The organism is Stenotrophomonas sp. WED208 (genome assembly GCF_040984485.1).
In the GTDB taxonomy this organism is placed as follows: Bacteria; Pseudomonadota; Gammaproteobacteria; order Xanthomonadales; family Xanthomonadaceae; genus Stenotrophomonas; species Stenotrophomonas riyadhensis.
In genome coordinates, this window is the sequence record NZ_JAZARB010000001.1 from 2,631,082 (window position 1) to 2,657,439 (window position 26,358).

Genomic DNA, 26,358 nt, shown 5'->3' on the forward strand with positions numbered 1-26,358 from the left:
AAGGCTCGACCTATCAGGGAAAGACTGGCTCACCGTCGAGGAAGCCGCCCACTACTGCGGCGTCTCCAACAGCCAGTTCAGGAAGAACGCCATGGGCTACGGGCTGACGCCTCGCCGGTTCATGGGAAGCGGTTGTACGAAAAGGCGGCGCACTATGCCGCGATCGAAGGTGCAGAGGAATGGCAAAGGTTCGGCTCTACTGGCGCGGCAGCAAGGCCTACCTCGACTGGGCGGAAGGCGGCGAGCGCTTTCGCAGGTCCATTGGGGAACCTGACGCCCGTGAGGCGGAGAGAATACGTGCCGCGAAAGAAGCAGAACTGACCCACGGGGTCCGGATCTTGGCGCGCCTGCCCAAGGTCCGCGACTACCTGGAGTGGTATCTGGACTGGTACGAGGCCGAGCACCCGACCACGATTTCGAAGGCCAGGAGCGAGGTGAAGCGCTTTATCGAGCGCTTCGGCCACCGGCCGATCGACAGCATCCGAGCGGTCGAGGTGGAGCAGTACAAACGCGCCAGGCTGCTGGACGACAAGGCTGCAAAGGAAACTGTAGGGAAGGAGATTCGACGGCTGAAGGCGGCGTTCAACCGCGGCGTCGAATGGAAAGAGCTGGACGTGAACCCGCTGTCCTCGGTGAAGGCGCCTCGCGGCGTGCGGAGCGTGGCAGTCAAGTTCTATGACCGGGCGGCAATGCGCCGGCTGTATCGGGCGAACCCTGGGCGGGCGCCTTTGTGGCTCTTCATGGCCCACACCGGGCTGCGGCGGGGCGAGATCATCGGCTTGGAGAAAAGCTCAGTCGTGGCCGGCCGCCTTTTGGTGGAGAGCGATCCAGACGAAAGTGGCGAAGGCCGGACAAAGTCAGGTAAGTGGCGTGAGGTGCCACTCAACCGCTACGCGCGTTGGGCATTGCGGCACCTGCCCGATCCGATCGTTACAGTCCACAAGGATACGGTCTCGGACTGGTTTGCCAAGGACGCGGCTGAAGCGGAGATCGGCGGCCATCTGCATCGTCTGAGACATACCTTCTGCGCACACATGGTGATGGCAGGTGTACCGCTAAGGCGCGTGCAAGCCCTAGCCGGCCACGCCGACTACGCCACCACTGAGAAGTACTACGCCCACCTCACACCCGCGGGCGACGTCTCGGCGGTCGCGAACTTGAAGTTCTAGCAGGTAGTACAGCACCAGCGTAGCCATACGACGCCGGCTGCTTATTCCGAACTAACGGACCCAATATCGCCGTGGAGCCGACTCTGCATACGCCTCCACAGGGCTGCATTTTTCTGCGAGAAAAGCGAGTTAGATTTTTTAGCGAAGGCAGCCACAGATTCGCCCAACTTCGTGAGCTCTGCAGATTCCGTATCCTGGTCCTGAAGGACTACCAGCCCGTCCTGAACAAGGCCATCAAGCTCCCTTCGAAATGCAATGCTCTTCCGAAAACTCCTAGAAAATTCCCCCCACGTTGATGGAGACGAATACAACTGGGAAAGCGCCCTAGTGTCACCATGTTTGCCAGCAAGCATCTCCACCTGAGTTTGGTGAAGAATATCGCTGATAGGCGCCTCTTTTCCCTTAGCGGGAGCGCCAATGCTAGCAACGATTCTTTCTACGGTCCGGGCAATTTCTCGCTCAATGTCGCGCTCGGGATCCTTACTACCTTTACTTTTTCTTTCATCGTCCAGGTACTTGGAGTAGTACTGATCTTCCTGCATCTGCGGGCGAAATTTCGTCTGCAGCAAAAAGAGGGCAACAATGAAAACTGGCACATTGACGACTGAAGCGATCAGCAGCATCGCAGCCCCCCAACTCGGATTGCCAATCTGCTTGGCTGCAAGCAAAAACGACGCATTGGTAACGAAAAGCCCAACGAGCCAGGCGGCAAGCAACTGAATCGGCTTCGTTATCCGCTCCGGCTTGATTCCATGCTGATCCACCACGCGTTCTGCCCCCGTACTAAAGTATTTTAACTATTGTGATCAAGAAACTAGATCAATCATCTGAGTGCAGCAACAGGGCATCGGCGCTCGCGATCCACCGCAAGCCACTGTTGAGTGCGCCCCTTTGGGCGAGGCACCGGCGGTGGCTATATCGCTGTGCCACCTGTGCCATTTTTCGTCCTGAATGGGGCGAAATAAAGCAGTCAAGCAACCACGGGGCGCGCGTAAGTCGCTGATTCATGGTGACCCCGGCCCGATTCGAACGGGCGACCTTCCCCTTAGGAGGGGGACGCTCTATCCAGCTGAGCTACGGGGCCATTGGCAGCGCCACAGGATACCGCGTTCAGTTGAATGGACCAAGCGCGCGTCGTTCTGCGAAGCGCCCGGACTCGATATGCTGACCCGCCGCGACCCGTTGTGAACTGGATGTCCGACGTCTGGCGAACCCTCTCCGCCCTTGGCGACAGCCGCTGGCTGCTGCCGGTGGCCCTGGTGCTGCTGATCACCCTGCCCCGCGCAGACGTACGCCTGAAATGGCGATGGCTGCTGGCCATCGCCGTCACCGCCGGCGTCACGCTTGCCTCAAAGCTGGCCTTCATGGGCTGGGGGATTGGCATCAAGAGCGTGCACTTCACTGGATTCTCCGGGCATGCGGCAATGTCCAGCGCCATCTACCCAGTTGTTGGCGTGCTGCTTGCCGGCCCCGGCAGTCGCGCTCGGTCGTTCGGCCTGGTCATCGGTGTGCTGCTGGCCACCGCCATTGCCTGGTCACGAATCCCGCTGCATGCGCACAGCCTTTCGGAGGTCATTGCCGGGCTGGCGCTTGGGCTGGGCAGCGGCGCCTGGGCGCTTTCCACCAGAACTCCGTGCAACCGCCCCAGCGCGCGGATCCTGGCCTCTGCCCTGCTCATCGGCCTCATCCTTCCACTCGGCCTTCCAGATCTACGCACACATCAGCTGGTCACAGCGCTTGCCGAGGCCCTGGAGGGCTGCCTCGAGACCAACCACTGAAGTTGAAGGCCGTCGATTTGCTTGCACAATCCCTTCACCTTCCTTGACAGGGCAGATGACTATTCGCCACCATACGCGTGGAAAAATTTACCTCACGGAGTAGGAGACCCCGTAGATGAAGAAGATGATTGCCGCCCTGGCCCTGCTGGGTCTGTCCTCCCCGGTGTTCGCTCAGGAGGTTCCGGCAACGGAAGCCGCCGCAGAAGGCACCACCGCCGCTGTAGCGGGCACCGAGGCCGCAGGCCTGTCGACCGCCGCCATTGTCGGCACCAGCGTCATCGCCGTTGCTGCTGGCGCTGTGCTGTACAGCGTCGCCGGTGACAGCACCAGTGGCCCAAGCGATCCGGGCGGCGACCCGGGTAATCCGGAAGAGCCGGGCACCGGTGGCACCGGCGGCACGGGTGGTACTGGCGGCACTGGCGGCACTGGCCGCTGATCCAACCGTTTCCGGTTTCAAGCCCTCGCCGGGCAACTGCTTGGCGAGGGTTTTTTATGCCTGTCGAATTTTCTTACTCCCATGACCAAGAAGTTGACCTGTCTCGCGGCTGCTCTACTGGCAACCGCCACCCTGTCCGGCTGCCTGCTGGCCCCCGGCCAGCACCTGCGCCATAGCGATGTCTCGCGCGGCCGCCAGAGCGACGATCGCCAGCTTGAGCTGATCACCATCACGCCCAAGCTCATCGCCATGGATCGAGCAACGCAGAGTGAGCAGGTCCTTCCCTCGGAACTGTTTGACTACCAGCCACCGGAATACACGGTTGGTATTGGCGACATTCTGTATATCACCGTCTGGGATCATCCGGAACTGACTGTTCCCGCCGGCTCGCAGCAGCAGGGCAATCTTGCCGGACGACTGGTGCAGAGCGACGGCTCACTGTTCTACCCCTACATCGGTAAGGTTCAGGCCAAGGGCAAGACTCCGGTTGCCCTGCGCGAGGAAATCAGCCGACGACTGGCGCAGTACATCGAATCGCCCCAGGTCGACGTTTCCATCCTTACCTACGGTAGCCAGCGCGTTTGGGTCACGGGTGCTGCCGAGCGCTCAGCCCCGATTGCACTTGGTACCTCGCCGCTGACTTTGGCTGACGCCATCAGTCAGGGTGGCTTGAACGTCAATCAAGCTGACCTGTCCGGCGTCCGCCTCAGCCGCGCCGGTGCCACCTATACGATCAATCTGGAAACACTGGCCACCCAGCATGGCGGCCGCCAGTTGTTCCTGAAGGACGGGGATTCAATCTTCATCCCCTACTTGGATCGAAAGGAAATTTTCGTAGTCGGTGAAGTCAATCTTCCTGGCGCCTACAGCTTCCGCACCGGCGACGTGTCACTGAACCAAGCACTCGGCCGCGCCCGCGGACTGACCCAGGAAACCTCAGCGGGTAATGCAGTCTATGTGATCCGCGGCAGCAGGGATCTGGAGTCAGTGCCTTCCACTGTCTATCAGCTCGAAGCTCGTTCACCGGCTGCCTTCGCCATTGGCAGCCAGTTCATGCTGCAGCCTGGAGATGTGGTTTTTGTTGGCGCGGCCGGCGTCACGCGCTGGAACCGCTTCGTGAACCAGCTGTTGCCATTCACGAACATCCTGTACACCGCCGCCCGCACGGAGAACGAAGTCGGGAACAAGTGACATGATGCGCATGGATGTGCTCTTGGCGCGCCGCAGATTGCGGCGCGCCCTCCATTGGATGATGACCCTCTCCATGCTGGCTCTGCTGGCAGGCTGCACAACGGCCAGCCGTGCGACCAGCGATTCCTTTCGCCTGCTGCTGAAGCGACAGGTGACAGCTACTCCTGAACAGGTCGCCGCGAACCGCTTCCCACAGGCGCAGTTGAAAGCCCCCGACCTGAGTGCCGTGATGGTGTTGGGTTACGTCGACGGGGGGCGCCAGAGCTGGTACGCCGGAAGCAACGCGGTATTCCAACTCGACGACACAGGCCTGGTAACGGGCGTTTCGAGCTCAGACCGGCAGATTCAGGCGCGCATCGCAGGAGCCTCGCCTTTTACCAGATTGCATACGCTCAACAGCACCACCACTGTACAGCGCGAGTACGACTGGATTCCTGGCTACCGTATGGGGGTCAGGGCCACCGGCACCCTCACGCGTGGCGGTATCGAGTCGGTGAGCATCCTCGGCAAGGAACGGTCGTTGATTCGCTTCGATGAGCGAATCGAAGGCGGCTTCCATGCCCACAACATCTACTGGGCGGATCCCAGCACAGGCTTTATCTGGAAGAGCCGGCAGCAGCTGGGACCCTCCTACACCGTGGAGCTGGTGCAGCTCAAACCTTACCGCGCCGCAAAGGACTGACCATGGGATTTCGATTCTTGCCGCTGCTGGCAGCGTTGCTGGCTGCTGGTCCTGCCCTGGCCAACAAATCGCCGGCGCCCGGCAATCTTGAGGTCGTCGCTGATGGAGCGCTGTCTGCACCGGGAAGCTACACGGTGGCTGTCGGCACCCGGCTTTCCCGGCTTCTCGCAACCACGCAACCCACTGCAGACGCCTATCTGCCCGCATTGGCGCTGTATCGGCCGCATGCACGCCTGCAGCAGGTTCGACTGCGTGCGGGCCTGCAACACGACCTCGACTTACTTGAGGAGCATCAGGATCCGCAGATCGCAGACGCAGCCGCCGGGCTTTCTCGTTGGCTGCAGGACCATCCGGCATCGGGTCGCATACGACTGCCCGTCAACGACATGCGACTGATGCAGGTTCAGGCAGGCAGCGACCCAGTGCTGGAACAGGGAGATGTGCTGATCGCTCCTCGCCGACCTGCCACGATCACCGTAGTGGGTGCGGTGGAATCAACCTGTGAGCTGACTCATCAGCCGCTGCGTGATGCGCATGAATACCTGCGCGAATGTGCTGCCACACCTGCCGCAGACCCTGATGAACTCTATGTGGTACAGCCAGACATGACTGTCCAGAAGATCGGCATCGCGCTATGGAACCGCGCCGATCCGCAGCCAGTCGCCCCCGGCGGCGTCATCTTCGTGCCACTGCGCCAGCACGCCGTCGCTGCAGTCGACAGCACCTTCAATGCCGAGTTCGCGGCGTTCATCGCTACCCAGGCCCTGCAACCGTGATTCGCTCCACCCTCTCATCCGCCGGCACTACGCGCCCTACCGCCTTCGCCCTGTCGCTGCTCGCCCTGTCGCTGGCAGCCGAACTGCATGCACAACAGGCTCCGCCCCCGACTGCCAGCGAATGGGGTGGCATCGGCTTGCTGCAGACACCGACAGCACGCATGGCCGAGGATGGGGATATCGCGTTCACTGCATCACACAATTCTCCGTACAGTCGATACAACCTGACGCTGCAGCCGTTTTCCTGGCTCGAGAGCTCGTTCCGATACATCAACGTCTCCAACATCCGCTACGGTGCCTCTGACTTCAGCGGGAACCAGAACTACAAGGACAAGTCGATCGACTTCAAGGTCCGCCTGTGGCGTGAAACCCGCTGGGCACCTGATCTTGCGTTCGGTGTTCGAGATCTCGGTGGCACGGGATTTTTCTCAAGCGAGTATCTTGTTGCCAGCAAGACATTTGGACCGGTCGACGCGTCGATCGGTCTTGCGACCGGTTACATTGGCAATCGAGGTGATTTCTCGAACCCACTGGGTGCAGTCGACGATCGCTTCAAGGACCGTCGCCCAATTCCTGGCAGCGACATCAATCAGGCAGGCAAGTTTGGACTCAGCAATATGTTCAAGGGTCCGGTTGGCATCTTTGGTGGCATCACCTACCAGACCCCCTGGGACGCGCTGCTGCTCAAAGTTGAATACGACGGCAATGACTACAAGCGCGAACCGCGCTGGAATCATCTTGAGCAGAGCTCGCCAGTCAATGTGGGCCTGGTCTATGCCCCCAACCGCAACGTTGAACTGACAGCGGCTTGGGAACGAGGCGAAGCCGCGATGTTCTCGCTCACGCTGCGTGGCAATCCGGGTCATGCACCGGCTGCGCCAAAGCCCTTCGACCCACCACCGATCAAGATCGAGCGCAGTGCTGCCAATCTCCACGCTCCATCAGCAGATGTGGAGCCGGATTGGGCGCACATTGCTGGAGAGCTGGGCCACAATGCAGGCTTCCGAGTCGACAGCATCTCTCGTCGCGGCAATGAGCTGATCATTGATGGCTATCAGAATCTCTATGCCAGCGCCCCAAAGGGAATAGGACGGGCAGCTCGCATTCTGGGCAATAACCTGGACGACAGCTACGACTGGTACACGTTCCGGACGACGCGCTTGGGCATGCCCACTGTAGACATGTCGCTCAAGCGTGAGACATTTGAAAGCTATCTAGAGGGGCGTGTAAGCGAGGACGACATGCGGCGCGGCACTCAGATCAGCGCACCTGCAGATATCCGGGCGGACAACCTCTATCGCGCTACCTATCGCCCCTGGGGTGGCGGATTCAGTTTCGGCTATCGTCAGAACCTCGGCGGCCCCGATGGGTTCATCCTCTACCAAGTATCCGCCAACGCGAGCGGCAGCGTCTTTCTGCGCCCGAACATCTGGCTTACCGGTGCGCTCAGCGCAGACATCATCAACAACTACGACAAGTTCCGGTACGATGCACCGAGCAGGGTGCAGAGGGTCCGCACGGACATCCGCAAGTACCTGGACACATCAGAAGTCACCATGCCGAACCTACAGGTCAATGTGGCGGGAAAGCTTGGTAAGGATCTGTATGGCATTGCGTACGCCGGCTATCTGGAATGGATGTATGCCGGCGTTGGCGGAGAGCTTCTCTATCGCCCCATGGGGCAAGCATGGGCCCTTGGCGCAAATCTCAATCACGTGCGGCAGCGCGACTTCGATCAACACTTCGGTCTCCGCGACTACCGGATCACGACCGGGCACGCCTCGTTCTACTACTCTTTTGATGCACAAGAACGTATCGTCGGCTCTCTTTCCGTCGGCCGTTACCTCGCAGGCGACTATGGCGCAACCATCAATGTCGCACGCGTGTTCGACAATGGCATGAGCATGGGCGCATATGTCACCAAGACCGACATGTCGGCCAAGGACTTCGGCGAAGGTAGTTTTGACAAGGGGATCTACTTCAGCATCCCCTTCGACAGTGTCCTGCCCCGATCCACCCGTGGCAGCGCTACCATCAACTGGGCTCCACTGATCCGCGACGGTGGTGCGATGCTCGGCCGCAAGTACCCGCTCTACAGCATCACGGGGGAACGTGACGAACGCTCGTTCTACAACAACATCAGATCGATATCTGACTGAAGCCCCACGCGCACAGGGGGTCACCGGATGCTCCGGCAACCCCCTGCTTGCCCTGCGGGCAGGCTCCGAGAGTGCCTGGAAGCCCAGGGATGCCGCCTAAGGCGAACGCGGCTGGCCCCGTCTTGCCCGTTCAAACCCTCGGCGACCAGAATCACTATGACTGTTTCTGAAACCGTCGATAGGAATAGGAGTACATGAACATCACCATAAACATGAATGATGTGATGTTCGATGTCTTCACGAAGTAGGACTCGGTCAGGTTCGATCCGAGATAGAGGATCAGAAAGGAGAGGATCGCAATCTTCTCCCCGCTGACCGGGAACCGGGAAGCATTGACATAGAGCTTGGTGCCGATGATGAAGTAGATGATCGCCCCAACCAGACCGAGATTCAGCAGCAGGTCAACGTAGCCGTTGTGAGAATCTTCGGGCACGAAAACTCCAAGCCCGATATTGGATACGTAGGATCTGTAGCTACTCCCGTAGAAGCCGTCCAGCCCAAATCCGAACAGCCAACGTCCTTCCTTGTTGATTCCATCCAGAGCGCCCTGCCAGATGGTTGCCCGACCGGTCAACGGCACTTCCATGCCAAGAACCCGGATGTAGTCGTGATTACTGCCTACTTCGCCGAACGAGATCTGGCTGGTTGCAAAGCCCAGAACAATCAGGCCCACGATAGATACCAGGAACGGGACCAGAGACAGGCGAATGATCTTCCATTGGAAGGCAAATGGCACGAATGCCAGAATCAACCCCATCGCCTGAGCAGTTCGTGAGTTGGACAAAAAAAGGCTGACGGCACAAAGCGCCATCCACATCATGTCGCGCGTGGTCAATCGACGCGACTGCATGACTGCCTGCAAACCCACGAAGAACAACAGAAAGTAGATCAGGCGTCCGAACGTGTTCTTTTGCGCATAGATGCCATTGAGAGAATTCTGTCCATCGATGACATGAAATGCCACCACTGGTGCAATCAGGGCGAGGACAAGGCACATCGCCAGAATCGACTTCATGGCAATAGTCACTTGCCCGACAAAAACCTCGAACGGCATCACCTTTACTAGGTGATTCGCAACAACGATGACGCCGATGTAGGACGCATACTTGAGCCAGAAATCCAGCGACTCCGCGTTGAGCGCCAGCCCGAGAACGAGAATGTAGGCAAGAAGGAACAGAAGGTACCTGTTAACCGTCAAGATCGTTCCGCGCATGCAAGAGAGAATGAACGCGTACCCATACACGAGAAGTACCGCCACATGGTGCAGCTGCATCCCGCCAACGCCTTCGATTCCCCATAGCATCGGCCCGATCGACAGTGGAATCCACGCGTATAGAAGGATCCGATCCGACAGCTTTGCCTTGATCACATTGCTCATGCAGGAACCTTCCTACCGCGAATTTCCTGAAACTTTCCGCGCGCTTTGTAGTAGACAAGTGGCAGCCCGACCACTCCACGCTGGACCATCTCCATGTAGAAGCGGGCCATGAGTCCAAAGCCCTGCGCCCGGCGGTCCCGGAAAGCAGCAGGGAGCTGCTCACAAAAACATGTCAGCCGCGCGTAGTAGTCACGATACGAGGCTCGTGCAATCCTGCCGGCCCGCATTCCACTTGCCCAACGTGGCAAAGTGTAGAAGTAGACCTCCTTCGCAATGCAACGCCCGATCCGATCGCCGTCTCCCGCTCCGTATCGCCCCAGATGAGACAGCGCGACCAGTAGGTCCGAACCACGGCTGAAGTTGCCGTGGATACTTGAGTTTCCTCGGACGCCATAGCAATAGCGAACGTCCGCATCAAGATGAATGCACCGAGATGCGACAATCCAGAGCGGCACTACCGCCAGGTCCTCATGAATAACACCCTCGAGGAACTGCATGCCGCTGCGCAGGAACAGTTCACGACTGACGATCTTGTTCCAAGCGCTATGCCCCATTGCCTCAAGCTGCTGTACTGAGTCAGAGGTGACATCATGTGAGGTTCGCGCCGGCTGATAGCGGTCCAGCTCGATACCCATCTCCACGTTCACACGGCGAAAGCCCGTGACAACCAGATCACAGCTCCCGTCCCGCAACCGCCTCAACAATCTTGAAGGAGCGCAGGTCTCAAAGACATCATCCACATCCACAAACCACAGGTACCGGCCACTGGCAGCCGCAGCACCCAGATTCTTGGCACGCCCCTGCCCTCCATTCTCCACATGCAAGGCACGGATCGACGGGTTCGCCGAGGAAATCGCATCCAGCATCTCTGCAGTGCCATCAGTGGAGCCGTCATTGACCATGACAAGTTCCACGTCCCCCTCATCCAACAGCCCCTGGACCGAGGCCATGAATGGCGGTAGGAATGCGGCACCGTTGTAGACCGGTACGACGATTGACAGTGTTGTCATGAGCGCTGTTCCTGCTGATGACGAACATTGCGCAGACGAAGGCGAACATCGGCGAGCAAGAAGGGCTGGTACTCGATCAGATAGCGACGCCACAGCCGCCGCGGCTCGCGCAGCAGCCGATAGGGCGCGCGCAGGTTGAAGCGATTCACCCAGTCCGGGTAGTACTTCACGCCGGATGCAAGCGCCTGGTCCAGATACCCGCCGCAGGTGAAGCCAAGCCCCCTCCAACCCGAGGCCTTTAGCTCCAACAGGAACCGATCCTGGTGCGGCGCCCCCATCCCACAGATGACCACGTCGACGTTCTGCTCACGCAATGCCTGGAAGCACTGATTCCGCTGCTCCGCGTTGGCGAAGAAGCCAGATCGAGTGAACACCACCTCTACGCCGAATTCCTTTCGGAACAACGATGCAGCCGCACTCGCGACGCCTTCAACTCCACCCACCAGCGCAACACGGAGCCCATTGCGCTGGCAGAAGGACAGTACCTCCGGCGCCAGGGAGTTGCCATCGAACGACTTCCGTTCAATCGTGCGACCCAGCTGCCGGGTCGCACTTTGAGCGAGCAGGTTTCCATCAGGAAGCACCACATCGAACTGTGCCAGCGTCGAGGAGTAGTCCTGCCGGTCCATCATCAACCGCACCGAATGGGGATTGGCGAACGTTACCAGCCACGCTTCGGGCTGGCCCGCACGGAATTCACGCCAGTCCGGCGCTGAGCGGCCCAACAGTCCTGCGAGCTCGTACAGGGTGGCGATGGCATTGGCTGGCATGGTCAGAAACCGAGCTTCTTCAAAATGCGGGAGACGAGACCCTGTCGCCAGGACTTCCCCCAATGGTGGATCGCGAAGGTGTCCTGCGTAATGCTGCTGAACATGAGTTCCTTTACCGGACGCGACGCATCGTACGGGTTGTAGGGATAGAAGTGCTCTTCGGACAGAACCGCGATGCTGCCGGCCTCCCCAGCTTCGACACACGCCATGGCCACTTCCGGAGCAATCAGATACGGCTTGCGAGCTGCGTGGCGTTCGTCGATCAGACGCATGCAGGCGCGCGGGAACCAGTGATCGGCAACCGAGCCGATAACACCCGTGGTCGGGCGGGCCGGAGCTTCCATTCCCAGGAAACACTGATTCGCCAGCAGAGGATCGAATGATTTCACCACTTCGATATCGGCATCCAGGTAGATGCCGCCCTCGTCGGCGATTGCACGCAGCCGGATGTAGTCGGAGAGAAACGCCCATTGCTGCTTTCGCAGGCAATCCTGCAGGAAAGGCGTATCGAACTTCGTGTTCGTTTCATCCCAGCGAACAACCCTATAGTCTGGGAGCTTCTCGGCCCAGCTATCGACGCAGCGCTGATAGAGAGGTGGTAGCGGCTTTCCACCAAACCAGCAGTAATGAATGGTCTTGGGGATCATGAGCGAGCCTCCACGTCGAGCGCATCGGACAGGAAGGCACGTGACTTCATCCTCAGCTCTGCGATGCGTCGATTGACCCGGCTATAGTCGATCTGCGCACCGGGCAGCTGCACCCGCTCATCACCCACCTCAACCAATCGATCCTCCAGACCCAACTGGGCCAGCAGGGACTTGAACCGGGTCAGGCCGCGCCCCGCATTGCCTATAGCCACGAACTGCTTCTCGAAGATGATCGAGAAGATCATTCCGTGATAGGAGTCGGTAACCACGAATTCCGCGTCACGGAAGCGCCGCACCCACTCGCCGAGGTCCACGTACCCTGCCAGATCATTCTCCGGTTCGGCAATGGTGATCTTCGAGAGATTCTCCGACTGCCCGGCAGCGTCGATGATCGCCTTCTTGGCCGCAGAACGATCCAGCACGTACGCATACAACCCACCCTCCCCGCGCCCGGGGGCCAACGTTGCGATCACTTCCTCATGGAAGCTGCGATCGACCAGCAAAGTAGGATCAAGCACGTGTACAGCGTCACTGCGACCGAAGCGATCGGCGCACAACTTCTGGCCGCTGTCTTCACGGACCGACACCGCCTGGAATCCGGCCAACAGGCGAGACACATCTTCCACCCTGGACGCATCGGGCCACCGGTCGGTTCCGAACGACGCAGCGTAGGACACGCGGCGAATCGGAGACCCCACCAGGAACGAGAGGAAATAGGCGTCGTAAGCACCATCGTCAATATAGTCCAGGCGCCAGACCTGATCGCTTCCCACCACGACTGCATCCAGGCCGAGTCGATCACACTCCATGCGAAGCTCTGCAGGCGAGCGGCTGACCCTGGATTGCTCAGGTAGGAACGCCTCCATGAACGCGGCGTGCCGTTGCAGCTTGAGATACTGGTTGCGATAGTTCGCAATGTTCTGTCCCGGGAGCCGCTTGAGCACCTCGATGACCATTCGCTTCCAGCCCGCCTTCTGGTGCTCCTTGCGGAGCAAAACCGGCTGCAAGCCAAGCGCGCGTACGAAAGCACTGAGCGCTGCAATCTGGATGATGCCGCCGTAATTGGAATGCAGGGGCAGTGTCAGCAGCCCGATTCGTTGAGTCATGGTTTCCTTCCCAAGGGGCGGAGGACGAGCGATTGCAGCATCGCCCTCAATGTACGGTAGGTCCTACGCAGGAGCTGGCGATTCTGGTAGTTGTAGAGCACGTCATAGGGCAATAGACGCAGGAAGTACCACGCCAACCCACCGCGCTTCTTTGCATCGCGCAAGGCACGATGGGAAGCCTGCGATAGACGCATGCGGGTTATGTAAAGACGCTGCCGCAGGCGGGGGAGCCCCGCATCTCCCGGCTGCACACGCTTGCTCGGGCGCCAGATGCCCATGGCGTCCATGTGCGCGAGCCTGACCTGGAGGCCCTCGCCACGATGGCGGAAGGTAGCGGCCTGGGATTGATGGATCTTCGCCGGTTCGATCGGATCCAAAGCGATATCACCGCGGTCACGCGCTTCGCTGAGAAGACGCGCGATCAACGGATGGCGCACGATAACCACGTTCGTTCCCAGACTGTCCTTCACGTACTCGGGCAGCCAGGCATCACCCATCACGACATCGGCCGTTTCACAGGCGACATCATCACAGAAATCGCATGCCAAAGGCTTGAACAGCCCCAGCCCCCAGTCCGATCCATACAGGCGAAAATTCTCTGTGCGTTCGACCCGTGTCGCCGAGCTCACCTGAATGGAATAGTCATTGGCTGGCCGCGTCTCGTCCTTCACGCGGAAGTCCACGTCTGTGACCTGATCCGGCTCGATTCCCAACTGCCAGCCAAAGGACTCGACGAAACCACGCGACTTCATGTGGCCGCAGAAGATCCCGACGAAGAACTTGATCTTGCCGCGCAGGAGCGGATCTGATTCGACGACCAGGCGCAGCGCCTTGATGTGACAAGGAACACCGGTGATTGCGAAAGTTCGGCCCTGCTCTCTACGTACCTGTTCCAGAACATCATGGAACCCGGTCGGGTAGTAGAGCGACTTCACCCGCGGCCGCATCTCCTCGACTGAATTGGAGATCAAATATTCAAAAATGCCATCGCCGGGCCCACGACCGACATGAATGACTGCATCCACCTCACCGCGGGTCAACAGTTCTTCCAGGACCCAGGACGTCAGCCCGCCGGAACTTCCCGCAGTACGGTGCGGGCCAACCACGGCGTGCCCTGCATAGAGTGATGAATGGAATCCGGTGGAGGGGTGATGCTCGATTCCAGGAATCCCCGCGAACAGTGCATTGGCCAATCGCGTCTCGTCCGGCGCATCGCCAAACGGGCAGGAATCAGCCGCAATGTCGTCCAGCTTCGGATGCACGGGCTCTGGCATGCCGATGTCATTGATGCGCATCGTGACACCCGACTTCCCAGAGGCGCATCCACCACAGCCAACGCAGTAGCCGCCACGAACGACCTTTCCGATAGTTACAGCCTTATTCATGCCTGAGCGTCCATGCGGAGAGAGCGTTTGGCGGTAAAGAGGTACAGCCCCATCAAGAGTGCTTCGGTCGCGATAGCCGCAACCACGGCGCCTCGTAGACCGGCCCAACCAATGAACAGGAAGTTCATGACCAGATTGAGAACCGCGACCAGCCCCATGATGCGGATCTTTATCCGCATCCGGTCACCCGTGCTCAGAACTGCACCTGCACTCGTCGAAACGAATCGCATGGGAATACAGGGAGCCAGCCAGGCCAGCAGCCAAGCAGCTTGCTCATAGAGCTTCCCGAACAGCAGCGGCACAAGGAACTGAGCAAGTAGCGCCGTACAGACGGCGGCTGCCAGGCCCAGCAACAACATGTACTTGTTGCCGGCGTGATAGGCACCGCGAAACGCGACTGGGTCCTGATAGGCCCAACGGTGAAGCCGAGGCATCAGCAGCTTCTGGTAGATGGTAGTAGGCAGCAGATACAACGCTGCCAACAGCGTCACTGCAACACCAAACGTGCCGGTAGACTCCGCTCCCAGATAGTGACTGATGAAAATGACGCTACTCTGGAAGTAGACGAGAAAGAACAGGTTCCCGAGGCCAAATGCCCAGGTCTCTTTGGCGACGGCCAGAACACCTGGGCGGACATCCAGGGAGATGGCACCAGGCTTCTGGTGTCCAACCATGTGCATTCGCCCCCTCGCCAACGTCATCATGCTGGGAACGCTCGCGAGTGCGAGACCTCCGCCCACAAATGCGTAGAGCCAAGCGACAGTCACGGCGTCAGGCGCCGTAGTCGCCATCAGCACACCAACTACGACAAGAAAGCGCACCACCTGCGGCAAGGTCTGCCAGACCATCAATGGCAATGGCTTTTCCTCCAGCAGGAAACGGGTGGTCACCACCTCGATGCTCGCAACGGAAAGCAGGTTGGTGGACAGGATCAAAAGGCACCACGCCACACGGTCTTCCATGCCCAGGCCCAACAATGCCCAAGCCACCACGCCAAGCATGGTCAGCACGGTGCTGAGCAGGCAGAACACGAAGGTTGGCCGGATCCAGCGCATGGCATGCCAGCCTTCCCGCCCAAAGGCCTTAAGCCAGAATGCCTGCAAGCCAAAAGCAGTCAGTGGCGAGACGATGTTGATCGTCGTGAAGGCTGCCATGAAGATCCCGTATTCACGCGGCCCCAGGACGCGTGCAGCCAGCATCTGGGTGAAAAACGCAAGACCGGCCCCTGCAAGAGTAAAGAGGCCGATCACTGAGGCGTGCTTGACGGAACGATTCATGGTGCCAACCCGCGTTCCCGGCCTCAGGATGCGGTCGACTTGTACTCGTAGTACCCGTAGCTGTAATAGCCCGTAGCGCGACGCTGTACCGCGTTGAAGATCGCACCCTTGATGCGCACGTTGTTCTGCTCAAAGCGGCGCTTGGCGAGCGCCAGCTCCTTCGCCTGGTTGAGGCCAAAGCGCGCCACCATCAGGCAGGTACCGGCGTGATGGGCAATGATCGCAGCATCGGTAACGGCCAGGATCGGCGGCGTATCCACAATGACCAGGTCGTACTGCGGTGCCAGCTCTTCCAGCAACGCAGTGAAGTTGGCGTGCATCAGCAGTTCCGACGGATTCGGCGGAACGTCGCCACGCGTGATGAAGCTCAGATTGTCCAAACCCGGAAGGCTTCGCACCACCTGAGAACGATCAACCTTGCCCACCAGAAGGTCAGACAGGCCCGGGGTCTGCGCTGCACCCAACGCCTTGTGCAGGGTTCCCTTGCGCATGTCGGCGTCGATGATCAGCACGCGCTGCCCGGCCTGCGCGATCACCGCCGCGAGGTTGGAGGACACGAATGTCTTGCCGGCGTTGGGGCTCGCGCCAGAGATCAGCACGATGTTGTTCTTGGCTTCCAGACGCGCGAAGTGCAGGCTCGTGCGCAGGCTGCGCACCGCTTCGATGGCCAGGTCGGCCGGGTCTTTCACCGCCAGCAGATGCAACTTGCCGTCGGCGCGGAACTTGCCCCGGACCGAATCGGTCTGCTGCTGCGTACTCACCGGAATCGAGGCATATACCGGGAGACCCAGCTCTTCGATCTGCGCGGGGTCTTCCACGCCGCGATTGAGCAGCTGCTTCAGCAGTACCAGCGCCACCGACAGGAACGCGCCCAGAACGGTACCGATCAGCACCACCACCGCCTTGCGCGGCTTGACCGGCGTAGTGGCATCGACTTCGGCAGCATCGACGATGCGCACATTGCCGACGGTGCCGGCACGAGCCACGTCCAGCTGCTGCGCCTGATTCAGCATGCCGGTATACATCTCATTGCTGACCTGGAGGTCGCGGGTCAGGCGCAGCAACTCCTGCTGCGCTTCCGGAAGCTGCTTGACCTGCCCCTGGAAGTTGCTCTTGCGCCCCTCAAGCTCGCCGATCTGGCGCATCAGCGCCTGGTAGGCCGGGTGGTCGCGGGTGAACTTGCGGTCCATCTCCGCCTGCTGCAGGCGAAGTTGCTGGATGCTGGTTTCCACGGCCACTTCCTGATCCAGCAGGCCCTTGGTCTGCAGGGTCAGATCCACGGAGTTGGCACGTGTCTGGTAGGCACTCAGCGCCTTCTGCGCCGCATCCACCTGGTTGCGGACATTGGGCAGCTGCTCCTTGACGAAGGTCAACTGCGCAGAGGCCTCGGCCGAATTGCGCTCGACGTTCTGGCGGACGTAAGCCTGCGCCACCTGCTGCAGGAAGTTCTGCGCCAGGACCGGGTCGGCACTCTCATAGGCCAGGGTGAGGATGCCAGAGTCCTTGCCGGACTCGCTCACGGCAATGTCCTTCTGCAGGTCGTTGATGACCGTCAGATGGCGCTGGCGCGACACTTCGAAGCGCATGCCCGGATGCGCCCGCATCTCGGCAACCTGCGCGGTCACCCCCTTTCCGCTGGCGACCTTGCCGACCTGTCCCTTCAACAGAAGATTGTCGTCTTCGTCGAACAGTTCATAGCTGCTGTTCTCGCCGACCACCAGAGTCATCGGTCGTGCCAGCAGCGCGCGCGGCACGTCCAGCTGGAAGATCTCCAGCCTCTCGCCGCCCCAGCCGAAACGGCTCATGCCAAAGCGAACATCAGCCAGAGCGTCCGGATCGGCACGCTCCGCCTTGCGCGCGACATAGCCGCCCAGCAGCGGGAAGCGATTGGGCTCGATGGTGATATCCAGCTTCAACGCATCGACTGCGCTGCCGACCACCGCACGTGAAGTAATCAGTGCGATCTCGGTGGTTGCCTCTGCAGATCCGGTGCCCATGCCCAGCGACTGACTGATATCCGACAGGCCTGGCAACGAAGGCACCTTCGATTCAACCTGGACGATTGCATCCGCGCGATAGATCGGCGTGGCCAGCAACGCATAGGCCACCGCAACCACGAAGAAGAGCCCGGTAATGCCGACGATCCACCACTTGTAGTCGATCAAGGTTCCAAGCAGCTGGCGCAGATCGATCTCGTCGCTGTCTTCCGGTGCGGAGGTACGGGCTTCAGTGGTCATGGATTGGGAATCTTCAATGCGGGAAAAGAGTTGCAGGACAGGAGTTCGCAGCGGACTTCAGAGGTGCCGCGCCCAGCTCTCCACACCCTCGGCCATCAACTTGTAGACATGCTCGAACGCCGGGCGCTGCTGGCGGTACGGATCGGGAATCTCCCGATCCTGCTGCCATTTGCCAAGCAGGAAGGTCTTTCCCGACGCCTGCGGCGCGATCTCGGCGATGCGGCGCACGTGCTTGCGCTCCATGGTCAGCACCAGGTCAGCGGCTCCCAGGATGGCGTCATCGATCTGGCGCGCGCGATGGGCCAGGCCATCCATGCCCTGCTCGACCAGCAGCTCCTGCGCCGTGGCATCAATGCCGTGCCCAACCAGCGCACCGAGACCCGCGGAGGACACCTGGATGCCCCTACCCTCGACCGCCTGCCGCAGCATCACTTCTGCGGACGGACTGCGGCAGATGTTGCCGACACATACAAAAAGAACGTTCTTGAACACTGACCTGGATCCTGTGGCATTCCCTGCGGCGCACGCGACCAGAACACCCAAGGCCGGCGGCAGCCGCACAGCATACCTTACAAGCGCACTACAGGCGATGAAATCGCCAACAGATTCATGGGATTACGTCTCAGTTCCAGAAATCGGCCACCTCAGTACGCCGATTTCTGCCCCAGCACCTTCAGTGCCGTCAGCACGATGATCCGCACATCCAGCGTCGGGCTCCAGCGCCGGATGTAATCGATGTCGTACTGCACGCGCTTCTTCATCGAGCGCAGCTCCGGCGTCTCGCCACGCAGGCCGTGCACCTGCGCCCAGCCGGTGATCCCGGGCTTGACGTAGTGACGATGCATGTAGCGCTCGATCACGCGCTCGTAGTGGTTGTTGTGCTGGATCGCGTGTGGGCGCGGCCCGACCACCGACATGTTCCCGCCCAGCACATTGAAGAACTGCGGCAGTTCATCCAGGCTGCTGCGGCGCAGGAAGGCGCCAAACCGGGTGACGCGCGGGTCACCCCGCGTTGCCTGGGTGATCTGCCCCTCCCCCTCCGCGTGCACGCGCATGGAGCGGAACTTGAGCATCCAGAACTCCTTGCCGCCCAGCCCATGGCGCTTCTGGCGGAACAACACCGGCCCCGGCGAGCTCAGCTTCACGCCAATGGCGAGCACGGCGAACAACGGCGCCAGCAGGACCACCGCTGTGCCGGCAACGATGATGTCCTCGACCCGCTTGAACAGCCGGAAACGATGATCCGCCAGGCCTTGGCGGACGCCGATCATCGGCACATCCCCCACCTGGTGCACGCCGGGATTGAGCGCACCCAGGCCCGTGGTATCGGGAATCAGGCGTACAGGCACCGGAAAACGCTCGATCTGCTTGAGCATGTCCTTGATGGCGCCAGCATGCCCCATTGGCAGCGACACCCACACCTGATCGAATTCGCCGCGGTGCTGATCCATGTACTGCGGGACATCTTCCAGCCCCCCCAGCCGGCACGGGGCGCCCCCGCCACGGCGGGTCGCGATATCACCCGCGCTGGCAAAGTAGCCGATGACGTCCTTGCCGAGTTCCGGCTTCCCGCGCAGCAGGCGATGCAGCCGCAATGCCGGGGCCCGCAGCCCCACCAGCAGGATCCGCTCATGATCCATGCCGCGCGAACGCAGCCGGTGCAGCTGCACCCTCAGGAGCACACGCAGCGCCGCCATCGCCCCCAGGCCAAAGGCATACCAGCCAATCAGCCAGGTCGACGGTACCGCATCGGCAAGCCCGACCACGACGGCGTAGAGCGAGAACAACGCGAAGGTGGCGGACCAGGCCAGCAGCAGCAACCAGAGGTCGGCCAGCAACCCGCGCATCCGCCAGTTCCGATACAGGGGCGCAACGGAGAAGCACACGATGGCGCTGAGAATCACCGCGCCAAAGACGATTCGCTGGGAAGAGTCCGGCGCAGCTGCACCGTACAACAGGGTATGGGAAAGCACTGCCATGCCCGGCAGCAGCAACAGATCGCCCAGCCGCAAGCCCAACTCGAGGGCAGCCCGCGCTTCTACGCGGCGTCGGCCCGACCGGGCCCGCGCTGCGGGGAGGTCTTCTACTGATCCATGTAGCAAAGCACTTCTCCATTCACGACTCGACCGAACGCTGAATTGTTCGTCTTCACGTGCATGGACTCCCCAGCCAGCACGCGATTGTCAGAGGTTTGTCAATCAGGCGTGACTGAATTGTGAATGATGTCTGCAGCAAAAGATAGGAACCTCAAGTCGGGAGAACCCCCACCCATCCACACAATTAAACGCAAACCATTGAAAATATTACGAATTTTAAATATGTCCAATTGTATCCAATTACGTCATTTTGCGTCAGAAGCAGCATCCGTCCGCCGCTAGGACCCGCCCCGGATTCATCACCACTGATAGACTCGTGACCAGTTCTGCAACAAGGAAGATGCGTGTCGGATATCCTCATCTGCGGCGGCGCCGGCTACATCGGCAGCCACATGGCCCAGTACCTGGCCGAGGCCGGCCACTCCGTAGCCGTGCTCGACAACCTGTCCACCGGCCATCGCGACGCGGTCCGCTGGGGCGAACTGCTGGAAGCTGACCTGCTGGACCCCGAGGCGCTCGAGCGCGCCCTCCAGGGCCGCCATTTCGACGCCGTCATGCACTTCGCCGCACGTTCGCTGGTGGGCGAATCGGTTTCCGCTCCTTATACCTACTACGCGAACAACGTCACCGGCACATTGAACCTGCTGGAGGCCATGCGCCGCCACGACATCGATCGCATCGTGTTCTCCTCCACCGCTGCGGTTTTCGGCAATCCACAGTCGGATGTGATCGATGAAGACCACCCCAAGGCGCCCATCAACCCCTATGGCGCCAGCAAGCTGATGGCAGAGCGGATCCTCGCCGACGCAGCCACAGCCTATGGCCTGCGTTCGACCTGCCTGCGCTACTTCAATGCAGCAGGCGCCCTGCCCGACCACGGCATCGGCGAGGCCCATGCCTGCGAAACCCACTTGATTCCCAATGTCCTGCGTGCCGCACTGGGCATCGGAAAGGCCATGAAGGTGTTCGGCGATGACTACGCAACGCCCGATGGCACCTGCGTGCGCGACTATGTACACGTGCAGGACCTGGCCCAGGCCCACGCGCTGGCACTGGAGTACATGGAGCACGCGCCCGGTGCGCACGCCTTCAATCTCGGCAATGGCCAAGGATTCTCAGTCCGCGAAGTAATCGCCGCCGCTGCCGCGGTGAGCGGGCGCGAGATTCCATTTGAAATGGCGGACCGTCGGCCGGGCGATCCAGCCAGTCTGGTCGCATCCTCCACAAGCGCTCGCGATGTCCTCGGCTGGCAGCCGCGCTGGACCGAGCTGGCGCCGATCATCGCCAGTGCCTGGCAATGGCATCGCAACCCGCCCGCGTGGTCGCCACAGCCAGCCGTTCCTGACACCGCACGCAGCCCGCAGGAAGCCCTGCCTGCCTGATGAGGCATCCCGCACTGGGATGGCGTCTCGGCGTGATCTCACCCCGCACCGCACCAAAGCCCCATCCCCCCCCTCTGCTACCATCGGCGGTTCTGTTCATCGCGTCCCCCACCTGCCCGCGATGGCGCCAAACAACGTAACGAAACACAGGAGTCTGCATGTCTTCCGAGCTGCTCAAGTCCCTTGGCCTGGACGCGATCAACGCTGGCACGTACCTGGGCAACGGGGAGTGGTCGAGCGCGACCGCTGGTGAGCTGATCACCCCGGTCAACCCGACCACCGGCGAGCCGATCGCACAGGTCCGCGCGACCACCGAGGCCGAGTACGAGACCGTCGTCGCCCGCGCCCAGGAAGCCTTCAAGGTCTGGCGCACCACGCCGGCCCCGCGCCGCGGTGAAGCCGTGCGCCTGTGCGGTGAAGCGCTGCGCAAGCACAAGGACGCCCTGGGCTCGCTGGTTGCGCTGGAAATGGGCAAGAGCAAGCCGGAAGGCGATGGCGAAGTGCAGGAGATGATCGACATCGCCGATTTCGCCGTCGGCCAGAGCCGCATGCTGTACGGCTACACCATGCATTCCGAGCGCCCCGGCCACCGCATGTATGAGCAGTACCACCCGCTGGGCCTGGTCGGCATCATCTCGGCCTTCAACTTCCCGGTCGCGGTGTGGAGCTGGAATTCGTTCCTGGCCGCCATCTGTGGCGACGTGTGCATCTGGAAGCCGTCCAACAAGACGCCGCTGACCGCCATCGCCTCGCTGAAGATCTGCAACGACGCCCTGCGCGAAGCCGGCTTCCCGGACATCTTCTTCCTGATCAACGATGCCGGCACCGCGCTGTCGGAGAAGTTGGTCGATGACCGTCGCGTGCCGCTGATCAGCTTCACCGGCTCGACCCAGGTCGGCCGCACCGTCAACGAGAAGGTCGCGCGCCGCCTCGGCCGCTGCCTGCTGGAGCTGGGTGGCAACAACGCCATCATCCTGGACGAAACCGCCGACCTGAAGCTGGCCGTGCCGGGCATCGTGTTCGGCGCCGTCGGCACCGCCGGCCAGCGCTGCACCACCACCCGCCGCCTGATCGTGCACAGCTCGATCTATGCCGACGTGCTGGCCACGCTGGTCAAGGCATACAAGCAGGTCGAAGGCAAGATCGGCGACCCGACTGATGCCGCCAACCTGATGGGCCCGCTGAACAGCGATGGCGCCGTGCAGCAGTTCCTCGATGCCATCGCCCAGGCCAAGGCCGCCGGCGGCACCATCGAAACCGGCGGCACCCGCATCGATCGCGCAGGCAACTTCGTGCTGCCGGCGATCGTCTCGGGCCTGAAGAACAGCGACGCCGTGGTCCAGCACGAGACCTTCGCGCCGATCCTGTACGTGATGCCGTACGACAGCATCGACGAAGCCATCGACATGCAGAACGGCGTGCCGCAGGGCCTGTCGTCCTCGATCTTCACCCAGAACCTTAAGACCGCCGAGAAGTTCCTGTCGGCGGCCGGCAGCGACTGCGGCATCGCCAACATCAACATCGGCACGTCCGGTGCGGAGATCGGCGGTGCCTTCGGTGGCGAGAAGGACACCGGCGGTGGTCGCGAGTCCGGTTCGGATGCATGGAAGGTCTACATGCGCCGCCAGACCAACACCATCAACTATTCGGACTCGCTGCCGCTGGCCCAGGGCATCAAGTTCGATCTGTGATGGCAACGGATCCGGCCACGTCCATGGGTCAGAGCCCCTCCGGGGATCTGATCCCAGAAAAGGGTCGGCCGCCCGCAGGGGCTCCGACCCTCGATTTCGCCGGCCGCCGCGTGTTGATCGCCGGCGGCAGCAAGGGTATTGGCCGTGAAATGGCACTGGCGTTTGCCGGCGCCGGTGCGCAGGTCTCGGTCTGCGCGCGCGGCCAGGTGGGCCTGGATGGCCTGCGCGCCGATGCACGGGCGCAGGGCTTCGAACTGCACACGTTTTCCGCCGATCTGGCCGATCCCGGCCAGATCCAGGCGTGGCTGCAGGCCGCCGCCGACGCGCTCGGCGGCATCGATGTGCTGGTCAACAACGCCACCGGCTACGGCATGGCCGATGACGAGGACGGCTGGGCCGCCAGCCTGCAGGTCGACTTGATGGCGGCCGTGCGTGCATCGCGCCTGGCCCTGCCCTGGCTGCGCGCGTCCAGTGACGCCTGCATTCTCAATCTCTCTTCGATCGCCGCGCAGCAGCCGCGCCCCGGTGGCGCACCCTACGCCGCCGCCAAGGCCGCGCTTTCGCACTACACCACCTCGCAGGCCCTCGCGTTGGCCAAGGACCGGATCCGCGTCAACGCAATCGCACCGGGCTCGATCGAGTTCGATGATGGCCTCTGGGACCGTCGCCGCACCGAAGACCCGGCGCTGTACCACGGCACGCTGGCGAAGATTCCGTTCGGCCGCTTCGGCCACCCGCGCGAGATTGCCGATGCCGCCCTGTTCCTGTGCTCGCCGCTGGCGCGCTGGATCACCGGCCATGTGCTCAACGTGGATGGCGGCCAGGTGTTGATGGGCTGACACCGGCACTCCGGTAGCTGCCAACCTTGGTTGGCATGCCTTTCGTCGACCAAGGTCGACGCCTACCGTTGCTGAAATGCCTTTCGTCGACCAAGGTCGACGCCTACCCGGCTGAAATGCCGTTCGTCGACCAAGGTCGACGCCTGCCATCGTATCCGCCGGGCATGGGATTGCCCGGGCAGAGGCACTATCATGTGCACACTGCCAAGGAGGACCCCGATGAGCGTGGCACCCCGACAGACAAGCGCCCTGGCCGTGGTCAGCCTGGTCATGGGCATCGCCAGCTGGACCGTCCTGCCCTTCGTGGCCAGCATCGTGGCCATCATCACCGGCCACATGGCCCGCGCCGAGATCCGCCGCCGCCCGCATGAACTGGAAGGCGATGGCCTGGCCGTCACCGGTCTGGTACTGGGCTGGGTGATGGTCGGCGCCGTGATCGCCGCCATCCTGGTCTTCATCCTGTTCTTCGGCGGCCTGGCCTGGCTCGCTGCGATGTCGAACTGACTGCCATGACCGCCTCCGACAGCACTGAACGCTTCAGCAGCCGCGTCGCCGATTACGTCCGCTACCGGCCCGATTACCCACCCGCGCTGCTGGAATGGCTGCACGGCCCGATGGGCGTCAGCCGCGAGGCGCTGGTCGCCGACATCGGCGCCGGGACCGGTATTTCCAGTCGCCTGTTCCTGGCCAGCGGCCATCCGGTAGTCGCGGTTGAACCCAACGCCGCCATGCGGGGCGCGGCCGAGGAATGGCTGGCACCGCAGTACCCGCAGTTCCGTGCGGTGGACGGCCGCGCCGAGGCCACCGGCCTGGACGACGCCAGCATCGATCTGGTCAGTGCCGCGCAGGCCTTCCACTGGTTCGACACCGTGGCGGTGCGCGCCGAGTGGCAGCGCATCCTGCGCCCGGGTGGCCTGGCACTGATCTACTGGAATTCGCGCCTGCTCGATGCCAGTCCGTTCCTGGTCGGCTACGAACAGCTGCTGCTGGATTACGGCACCGACTACTCCGCCGTGGCCGAGCGCTACCAGGACGATGCCACCATGCAGGCCTGGTTCGGCCCCGGCCTGCGCGGCTTGGTAGAGCTGCCGAACGTACAGCATCTGGACTTCGATGCCCTGCGCGGGCGCCTGCTGTCCTCCTCCTATGCCCCGCAAGCCGGTCATCCGCGCCACGCGCCGATGATCGACGCTCTGCAGGACCTGTTCGCCACCCACGCGGTCGACGGCCAGGTTGCTTTTGAATATCGAACCCGAGCCTTCCTCGGCACGCTGGACTGAACCGACGCATGTATTCGCTTGCCCGCCCCTTCCTGTTCTCGCTCGACGCCGAGCGCGCCCACGGCCTCGGCCTGTCCGCACTGGACCTGGCCTATCGCACCGGCACCACGCCGCTGCTGGCCGCACGCATCGCGCCGATGCCCAGCACGGTGTTCGGGCTGACCTTCCCCAATCCGGTCGGCCTGGCCGCCGGCCTGGACAAGAATGGCGAGCACATCGATGCGCTGTTCGCGCTGGGTTTCGGCTTCGTCGAAATCGGCACCATCACCCCGCGCCCACAGGCCGGCAATCCGCAGCCGCGCCTGTTCCGCCTGCCGGAACACAACGCGATCATCAACCGCATGGGCTTCAACAATGCGGGCGTGGACGCGCTGGTGCGCAACGTCGAGCGCGCGCGCAACCGCCGCGGCCTGCTCGGCATCAACATCGGCAAGAACAAGGACACCCCGAACGAACAGGCCGTGGACGATTACATCGCCTGCCTGGACAAGGTGTACCCGCTGGCCGACTACATCACTGTCAACATTTCCTCGCCCAACACCGCCGGCCTGCGTGAACTGCAGGAAGAAACCGCGCTGCGCCAGCTGGTCAGCCAGCTGCGCGACCGCCAGGAAGATCTCGCTGCCCGCCACGGTCGCCGCGTGCCGATGCTGGTCAAGGTGGCACCCGACCTGAGCGAGCGCGACATCGATGCCGCTGCCCGCGTACTGGGCGAACTGCAGGTGGACGGCGTGATCGCCACCAACACCACCATCGACCACAGCAAGGTAGCCGGCGACCCGCTGGCCAACGAGGCCGGTGGCCTGTCCGGTGCGCCGGTGCTGGAGCAGTCCACCCTGGTACTGCGTCGCCTGCGTTCGCGCCTGCCCGAGTCGGTGCCGCTGATCGGCGTCGGCGGCATCCTGTCCGGTGCCGACGCCGTAGCCAAGATGGCCGCAGGCGCGGCGCTGGTGCAGTGCTACAGCGGCCTGATCTTCCGCGGCCCGGCGCTGGTCTCCGAATGCGTGGAGGCGATCCGTCGCCGTCGCGAAGCGCCCAGCCGCGGCGCGGTGGCGCCGCTGTGAGCGCG

General features: G+C 61.8%; 24 protein-coding genes and 1 tRNA gene. 13 read left to right on the plus strand and 12 right to left on the minus strand.

Features of this window, described 5'->3' with window-relative positions:
• Positions 1-179 precede the first annotated feature (179 nt).
• Positions 180-1,169, plus strand: a complete 990-nt coding sequence (locus VPH47_RS11725) for a tyrosine-type recombinase/integrase (protein ID WP_368850860.1) — start codon at positions 180-182, stop codon at positions 1,167-1,169.
• 41 nt (positions 1,170-1,210) lie between these two features.
• Here VPH47_RS11725 and VPH47_RS11730 read toward each other — a convergent pair whose 3' ends face one another.
• Both VPH47_RS11730 and VPH47_RS11735 read right to left on the minus strand, forming a co-directional pair.
• Positions 1,211-1,933 (minus strand): hypothetical protein, encoded by a 723-nt coding sequence (locus VPH47_RS11730; RefSeq protein ID WP_368850861.1) that lies wholly within the window; start codon positions 1,931-1,933, stop codon positions 1,211-1,213.
• Positions 1,934-2,176: 243 nt separating this feature from the next.
• Positions 2,177-2,253, minus strand: a tRNA-Arg gene (locus tag VPH47_RS11735).
• 109 nt (positions 2,254-2,362) lie between these two features.
• Here VPH47_RS11735 and VPH47_RS11740 point away from each other — a divergent pair.
• From VPH47_RS11740 to VPH47_RS11765, 6 genes are all read left to right on the plus strand, one after another.
• Positions 2,363-2,947: a phosphatase PAP2 family protein gene (locus VPH47_RS11740; RefSeq protein ID WP_368850862.1), complete on the plus strand. Its 585-nt coding sequence runs from the start codon at positions 2,363-2,365 to the stop codon at positions 2,945-2,947.
• Positions 2,948-3,062: 115 nt separating this feature from the next.
• The gene (locus tag VPH47_RS11745) at positions 3,063-3,383 is read left to right on the plus strand and encodes a hypothetical protein (protein WP_164161403.1); all 321 of its coding nucleotides are present in this window, start codon (positions 3,063-3,065) and stop codon (positions 3,381-3,383) included.
• 81 nt (positions 3,384-3,464) lie between these two features.
• Positions 3,465-4,574 (plus strand): polysaccharide biosynthesis/export family protein, encoded by a 1,110-nt coding sequence (locus tag VPH47_RS11750; protein ID WP_094001882.1) that lies wholly within the window; start codon positions 3,465-3,467, stop codon positions 4,572-4,574.
• 1 nt (position 4,575) lies between these two features.
• Positions 4,576-5,256, plus strand: coding sequence for a YjbF family lipoprotein (locus tag VPH47_RS11755; RefSeq protein WP_368850863.1), 681 nt, complete (start codon positions 4,576-4,578; stop codon positions 5,254-5,256).
• A 2-nt stretch (positions 5,257-5,258) separates the two neighbouring features.
• Positions 5,259-6,032, plus strand: coding sequence for a capsule biosynthesis GfcC family protein (locus tag VPH47_RS11760; protein WP_368850864.1), 774 nt, complete (start codon positions 5,259-5,261; stop codon positions 6,030-6,032).
• Positions 6,029-8,191, plus strand: coding sequence for a YjbH domain-containing protein (locus VPH47_RS11765; protein ID WP_368850865.1), 2,163 nt, complete (start codon positions 6,029-6,031; stop codon positions 8,189-8,191). The genes VPH47_RS11760 and VPH47_RS11765 overlap by 4 nt, the downstream gene beginning before the upstream one ends.
• Before the next feature lie 154 nt (positions 8,192-8,345).
• Here the strand turns inward: VPH47_RS11765 and VPH47_RS11770 are convergent, their stop codons facing one another.
• From VPH47_RS11770 to VPH47_RS11815, 10 genes are all read right to left on the minus strand, one after another.
• Positions 8,346-9,569, minus strand: a complete 1,224-nt coding sequence (locus tag VPH47_RS11770; protein WP_368850866.1) for an O-antigen ligase family protein — start codon at positions 9,567-9,569, stop codon at positions 8,346-8,348.
• On the minus strand, positions 9,566-10,579 hold the full coding sequence (locus VPH47_RS11775) for a glycosyltransferase family 2 protein (protein ID WP_368850867.1): 1,014 nt from the start codon (positions 10,577-10,579) through the stop codon (positions 9,566-9,568). Before VPH47_RS11775 ends, VPH47_RS11770 begins: the two co-directional genes overlap by 4 nt.
• Entirely contained in the window at positions 10,576-11,349 is a 774-nt protein-coding gene (locus VPH47_RS11780; RefSeq protein ID WP_368850868.1) for a WecB/TagA/CpsF family glycosyltransferase, read from the minus strand. Before VPH47_RS11780 ends, VPH47_RS11775 begins: the two co-directional genes overlap by 4 nt.
• A gap of 2 nt (positions 11,350-11,351) precedes the next feature.
• Positions 11,352-11,996: a glycosyltransferase family 32 protein gene (locus tag VPH47_RS11785; protein ID WP_368850869.1), complete on the minus strand. Its 645-nt coding sequence runs from the start codon at positions 11,994-11,996 to the stop codon at positions 11,352-11,354.
• On the minus strand, positions 11,993-13,102 hold the full coding sequence (locus VPH47_RS11790; RefSeq protein WP_368850870.1) for a polysaccharide pyruvyl transferase family protein: 1,110 nt from the start codon (positions 13,100-13,102) through the stop codon (positions 11,993-11,995). Before VPH47_RS11790 ends, VPH47_RS11785 begins: the two co-directional genes overlap by 4 nt.
• Positions 13,099-14,487, minus strand: a complete 1,389-nt coding sequence (locus VPH47_RS11795) for a Coenzyme F420 hydrogenase/dehydrogenase, beta subunit C-terminal domain (RefSeq protein WP_368850871.1) — start codon at positions 14,485-14,487, stop codon at positions 13,099-13,101. Before VPH47_RS11795 ends, VPH47_RS11790 begins: the two co-directional genes overlap by 4 nt.
• Positions 14,484-15,764 carry an oligosaccharide flippase family protein gene (locus tag VPH47_RS11800; protein ID WP_164161386.1) on the minus strand — a complete coding sequence of 427 codons (1,281 nt, stop codon included), beginning with the start codon at positions 15,762-15,764 and terminating at the stop codon, positions 14,484-14,486. The genes VPH47_RS11795 and VPH47_RS11800 overlap by 4 nt, the downstream gene beginning before the upstream one ends.
• A gap of 23 nt (positions 15,765-15,787) precedes the next feature.
• A complete protein-coding gene (locus tag VPH47_RS11805; protein ID WP_368850872.1) occupies positions 15,788-18,001 on the minus strand; it encodes a polysaccharide biosynthesis tyrosine autokinase in 2,214 nt (737 codons plus the stop codon).
• Positions 18,002-18,058: 57 nt separating this feature from the next.
• Positions 18,059-18,562: a low molecular weight protein-tyrosine-phosphatase gene (locus VPH47_RS11810; RefSeq protein WP_368850873.1), complete on the minus strand. Its 504-nt coding sequence runs from the start codon at positions 18,560-18,562 to the stop codon at positions 18,059-18,061.
• Positions 18,563-18,645: 83 nt separating this feature from the next.
• The gene (locus VPH47_RS11815) at positions 18,646-20,103 is read right to left on the minus strand and encodes an undecaprenyl-phosphate glucose phosphotransferase (protein ID WP_368850874.1); all 1,458 of its coding nucleotides are present in this window, start codon (positions 20,101-20,103) and stop codon (positions 18,646-18,648) included.
• A gap of 338 nt (positions 20,104-20,441) precedes the next feature.
• Between VPH47_RS11815 and galE the strand changes: the two genes are divergently transcribed.
• From galE to VPH47_RS11845, 6 genes are all read left to right on the plus strand, one after another.
• The gene (galE, locus tag VPH47_RS11820; RefSeq protein WP_368850875.1) at positions 20,442-21,479 is read left to right on the plus strand and encodes a UDP-glucose 4-epimerase GalE; all 1,038 of its coding nucleotides are present in this window, start codon (positions 20,442-20,444) and stop codon (positions 21,477-21,479) included.
• 158 nt (positions 21,480-21,637) lie between these two features.
• Entirely contained in the window at positions 21,638-23,170 is a 1,533-nt protein-coding gene (locus VPH47_RS11825) for an aldehyde dehydrogenase family protein (RefSeq protein ID WP_180859302.1), read from the plus strand.
• Positions 23,170-24,009, plus strand: coding sequence for an SDR family NAD(P)-dependent oxidoreductase (locus VPH47_RS11830; protein ID WP_368850876.1), 840 nt, complete (start codon positions 23,170-23,172; stop codon positions 24,007-24,009). The genes VPH47_RS11825 and VPH47_RS11830 overlap by 1 nt, the downstream gene beginning before the upstream one ends.
• Before the next feature lie 219 nt (positions 24,010-24,228).
• On the plus strand, positions 24,229-24,513 hold the full coding sequence (locus tag VPH47_RS11835) for a DUF4190 domain-containing protein (protein ID WP_010484694.1): 285 nt from the start codon (positions 24,229-24,231) through the stop codon (positions 24,511-24,513).
• A 5-nt stretch (positions 24,514-24,518) separates the two neighbouring features.
• A complete protein-coding gene (locus VPH47_RS11840; RefSeq protein ID WP_368850877.1) occupies positions 24,519-25,289 on the plus strand; it encodes a class I SAM-dependent methyltransferase in 771 nt (256 codons plus the stop codon).
• 8 nt (positions 25,290-25,297) lie between these two features.
• The gene (locus VPH47_RS11845) at positions 25,298-26,353 is read left to right on the plus strand and encodes a quinone-dependent dihydroorotate dehydrogenase (protein ID WP_032127499.1); all 1,056 of its coding nucleotides are present in this window, start codon (positions 25,298-25,300) and stop codon (positions 26,351-26,353) included.
• The last annotated feature ends 5 nt before the right edge of the window (positions 26,354-26,358 follow it).

Coding starts and splice junctions, on each gene's coding strand:
- VPH47_RS11800 (WP_164161386.1), bottom strand. CDS start 15,764: ATGAATCGTTCCGTCAAGCACGCCTCAGTGATCGGCCTCTTTACTCTT.
- VPH47_RS11740 (WP_368850862.1), top strand. CDS start 2,363: ATGTCCGACGTCTGGCGAACCCTCTCCGCCCTTGGCGACAGCCGCTGG.
- VPH47_RS11830 (WP_368850876.1), top strand. CDS start 23,170: ATGGCAACGGATCCGGCCACGTCCATGGGTCAGAGCCCCTCCGGGGAT.
- VPH47_RS11780 (WP_368850868.1), bottom strand. CDS start 11,349: ATGCCAGCCAATGCCATCGCCACCCTGTACGAGCTCGCAGGACTGTTG.
- VPH47_RS11775 (WP_368850867.1), bottom strand. CDS start 10,579: ATGACAACACTGTCAATCGTCGTACCGGTCTACAACGGTGCCGCATTC.
- VPH47_RS11825 (WP_180859302.1), top strand. CDS start 21,638: ATGTCTTCCGAGCTGCTCAAGTCCCTTGGCCTGGACGCGATCAACGCT.
- VPH47_RS11795 (WP_368850871.1), bottom strand. CDS start 14,487: ATGAATAAGGCTGTAACTATCGGAAAGGTCGTTCGTGGCGGCTACTGC.
- VPH47_RS11790 (WP_368850870.1), bottom strand. CDS start 13,102: ATGACTCAACGAATCGGGCTGCTGACACTGCCCCTGCATTCCAATTAC.
- VPH47_RS11770 (WP_368850866.1), bottom strand. CDS start 9,569: ATGAGCAATGTGATCAAGGCAAAGCTGTCGGATCGGATCCTTCTATAC.
- VPH47_RS11725 (WP_368850860.1), top strand. CDS start 180: ATGGCAAAGGTTCGGCTCTACTGGCGCGGCAGCAAGGCCTACCTCGAC.
- VPH47_RS11845 (WP_032127499.1), top strand. CDS start 25,298: ATGTATTCGCTTGCCCGCCCCTTCCTGTTCTCGCTCGACGCCGAGCGC.
- VPH47_RS11785 (WP_368850869.1), bottom strand. CDS start 11,996: ATGATCCCCAAGACCATTCATTACTGCTGGTTTGGTGGAAAGCCGCTA.
- VPH47_RS11805 (WP_368850872.1), bottom strand. CDS start 18,001: ATGACCACTGAAGCCCGTACCTCCGCACCGGAAGACAGCGACGAGATC.
- VPH47_RS11835 (WP_010484694.1), top strand. CDS start 24,229: ATGAGCGTGGCACCCCGACAGACAAGCGCCCTGGCCGTGGTCAGCCTG.
- VPH47_RS11755 (WP_368850863.1), top strand. CDS start 4,576: ATGATGCGCATGGATGTGCTCTTGGCGCGCCGCAGATTGCGGCGCGCC.
- VPH47_RS11760 (WP_368850864.1), top strand. CDS start 5,259: ATGGGATTTCGATTCTTGCCGCTGCTGGCAGCGTTGCTGGCTGCTGGT.
- VPH47_RS11750 (WP_094001882.1), top strand. CDS start 3,465: ATGACCAAGAAGTTGACCTGTCTCGCGGCTGCTCTACTGGCAACCGCC.
- VPH47_RS11745 (WP_164161403.1), top strand. CDS start 3,063: ATGAAGAAGATGATTGCCGCCCTGGCCCTGCTGGGTCTGTCCTCCCCG.
- VPH47_RS11840 (WP_368850877.1), top strand. CDS start 24,519: ATGACCGCCTCCGACAGCACTGAACGCTTCAGCAGCCGCGTCGCCGAT.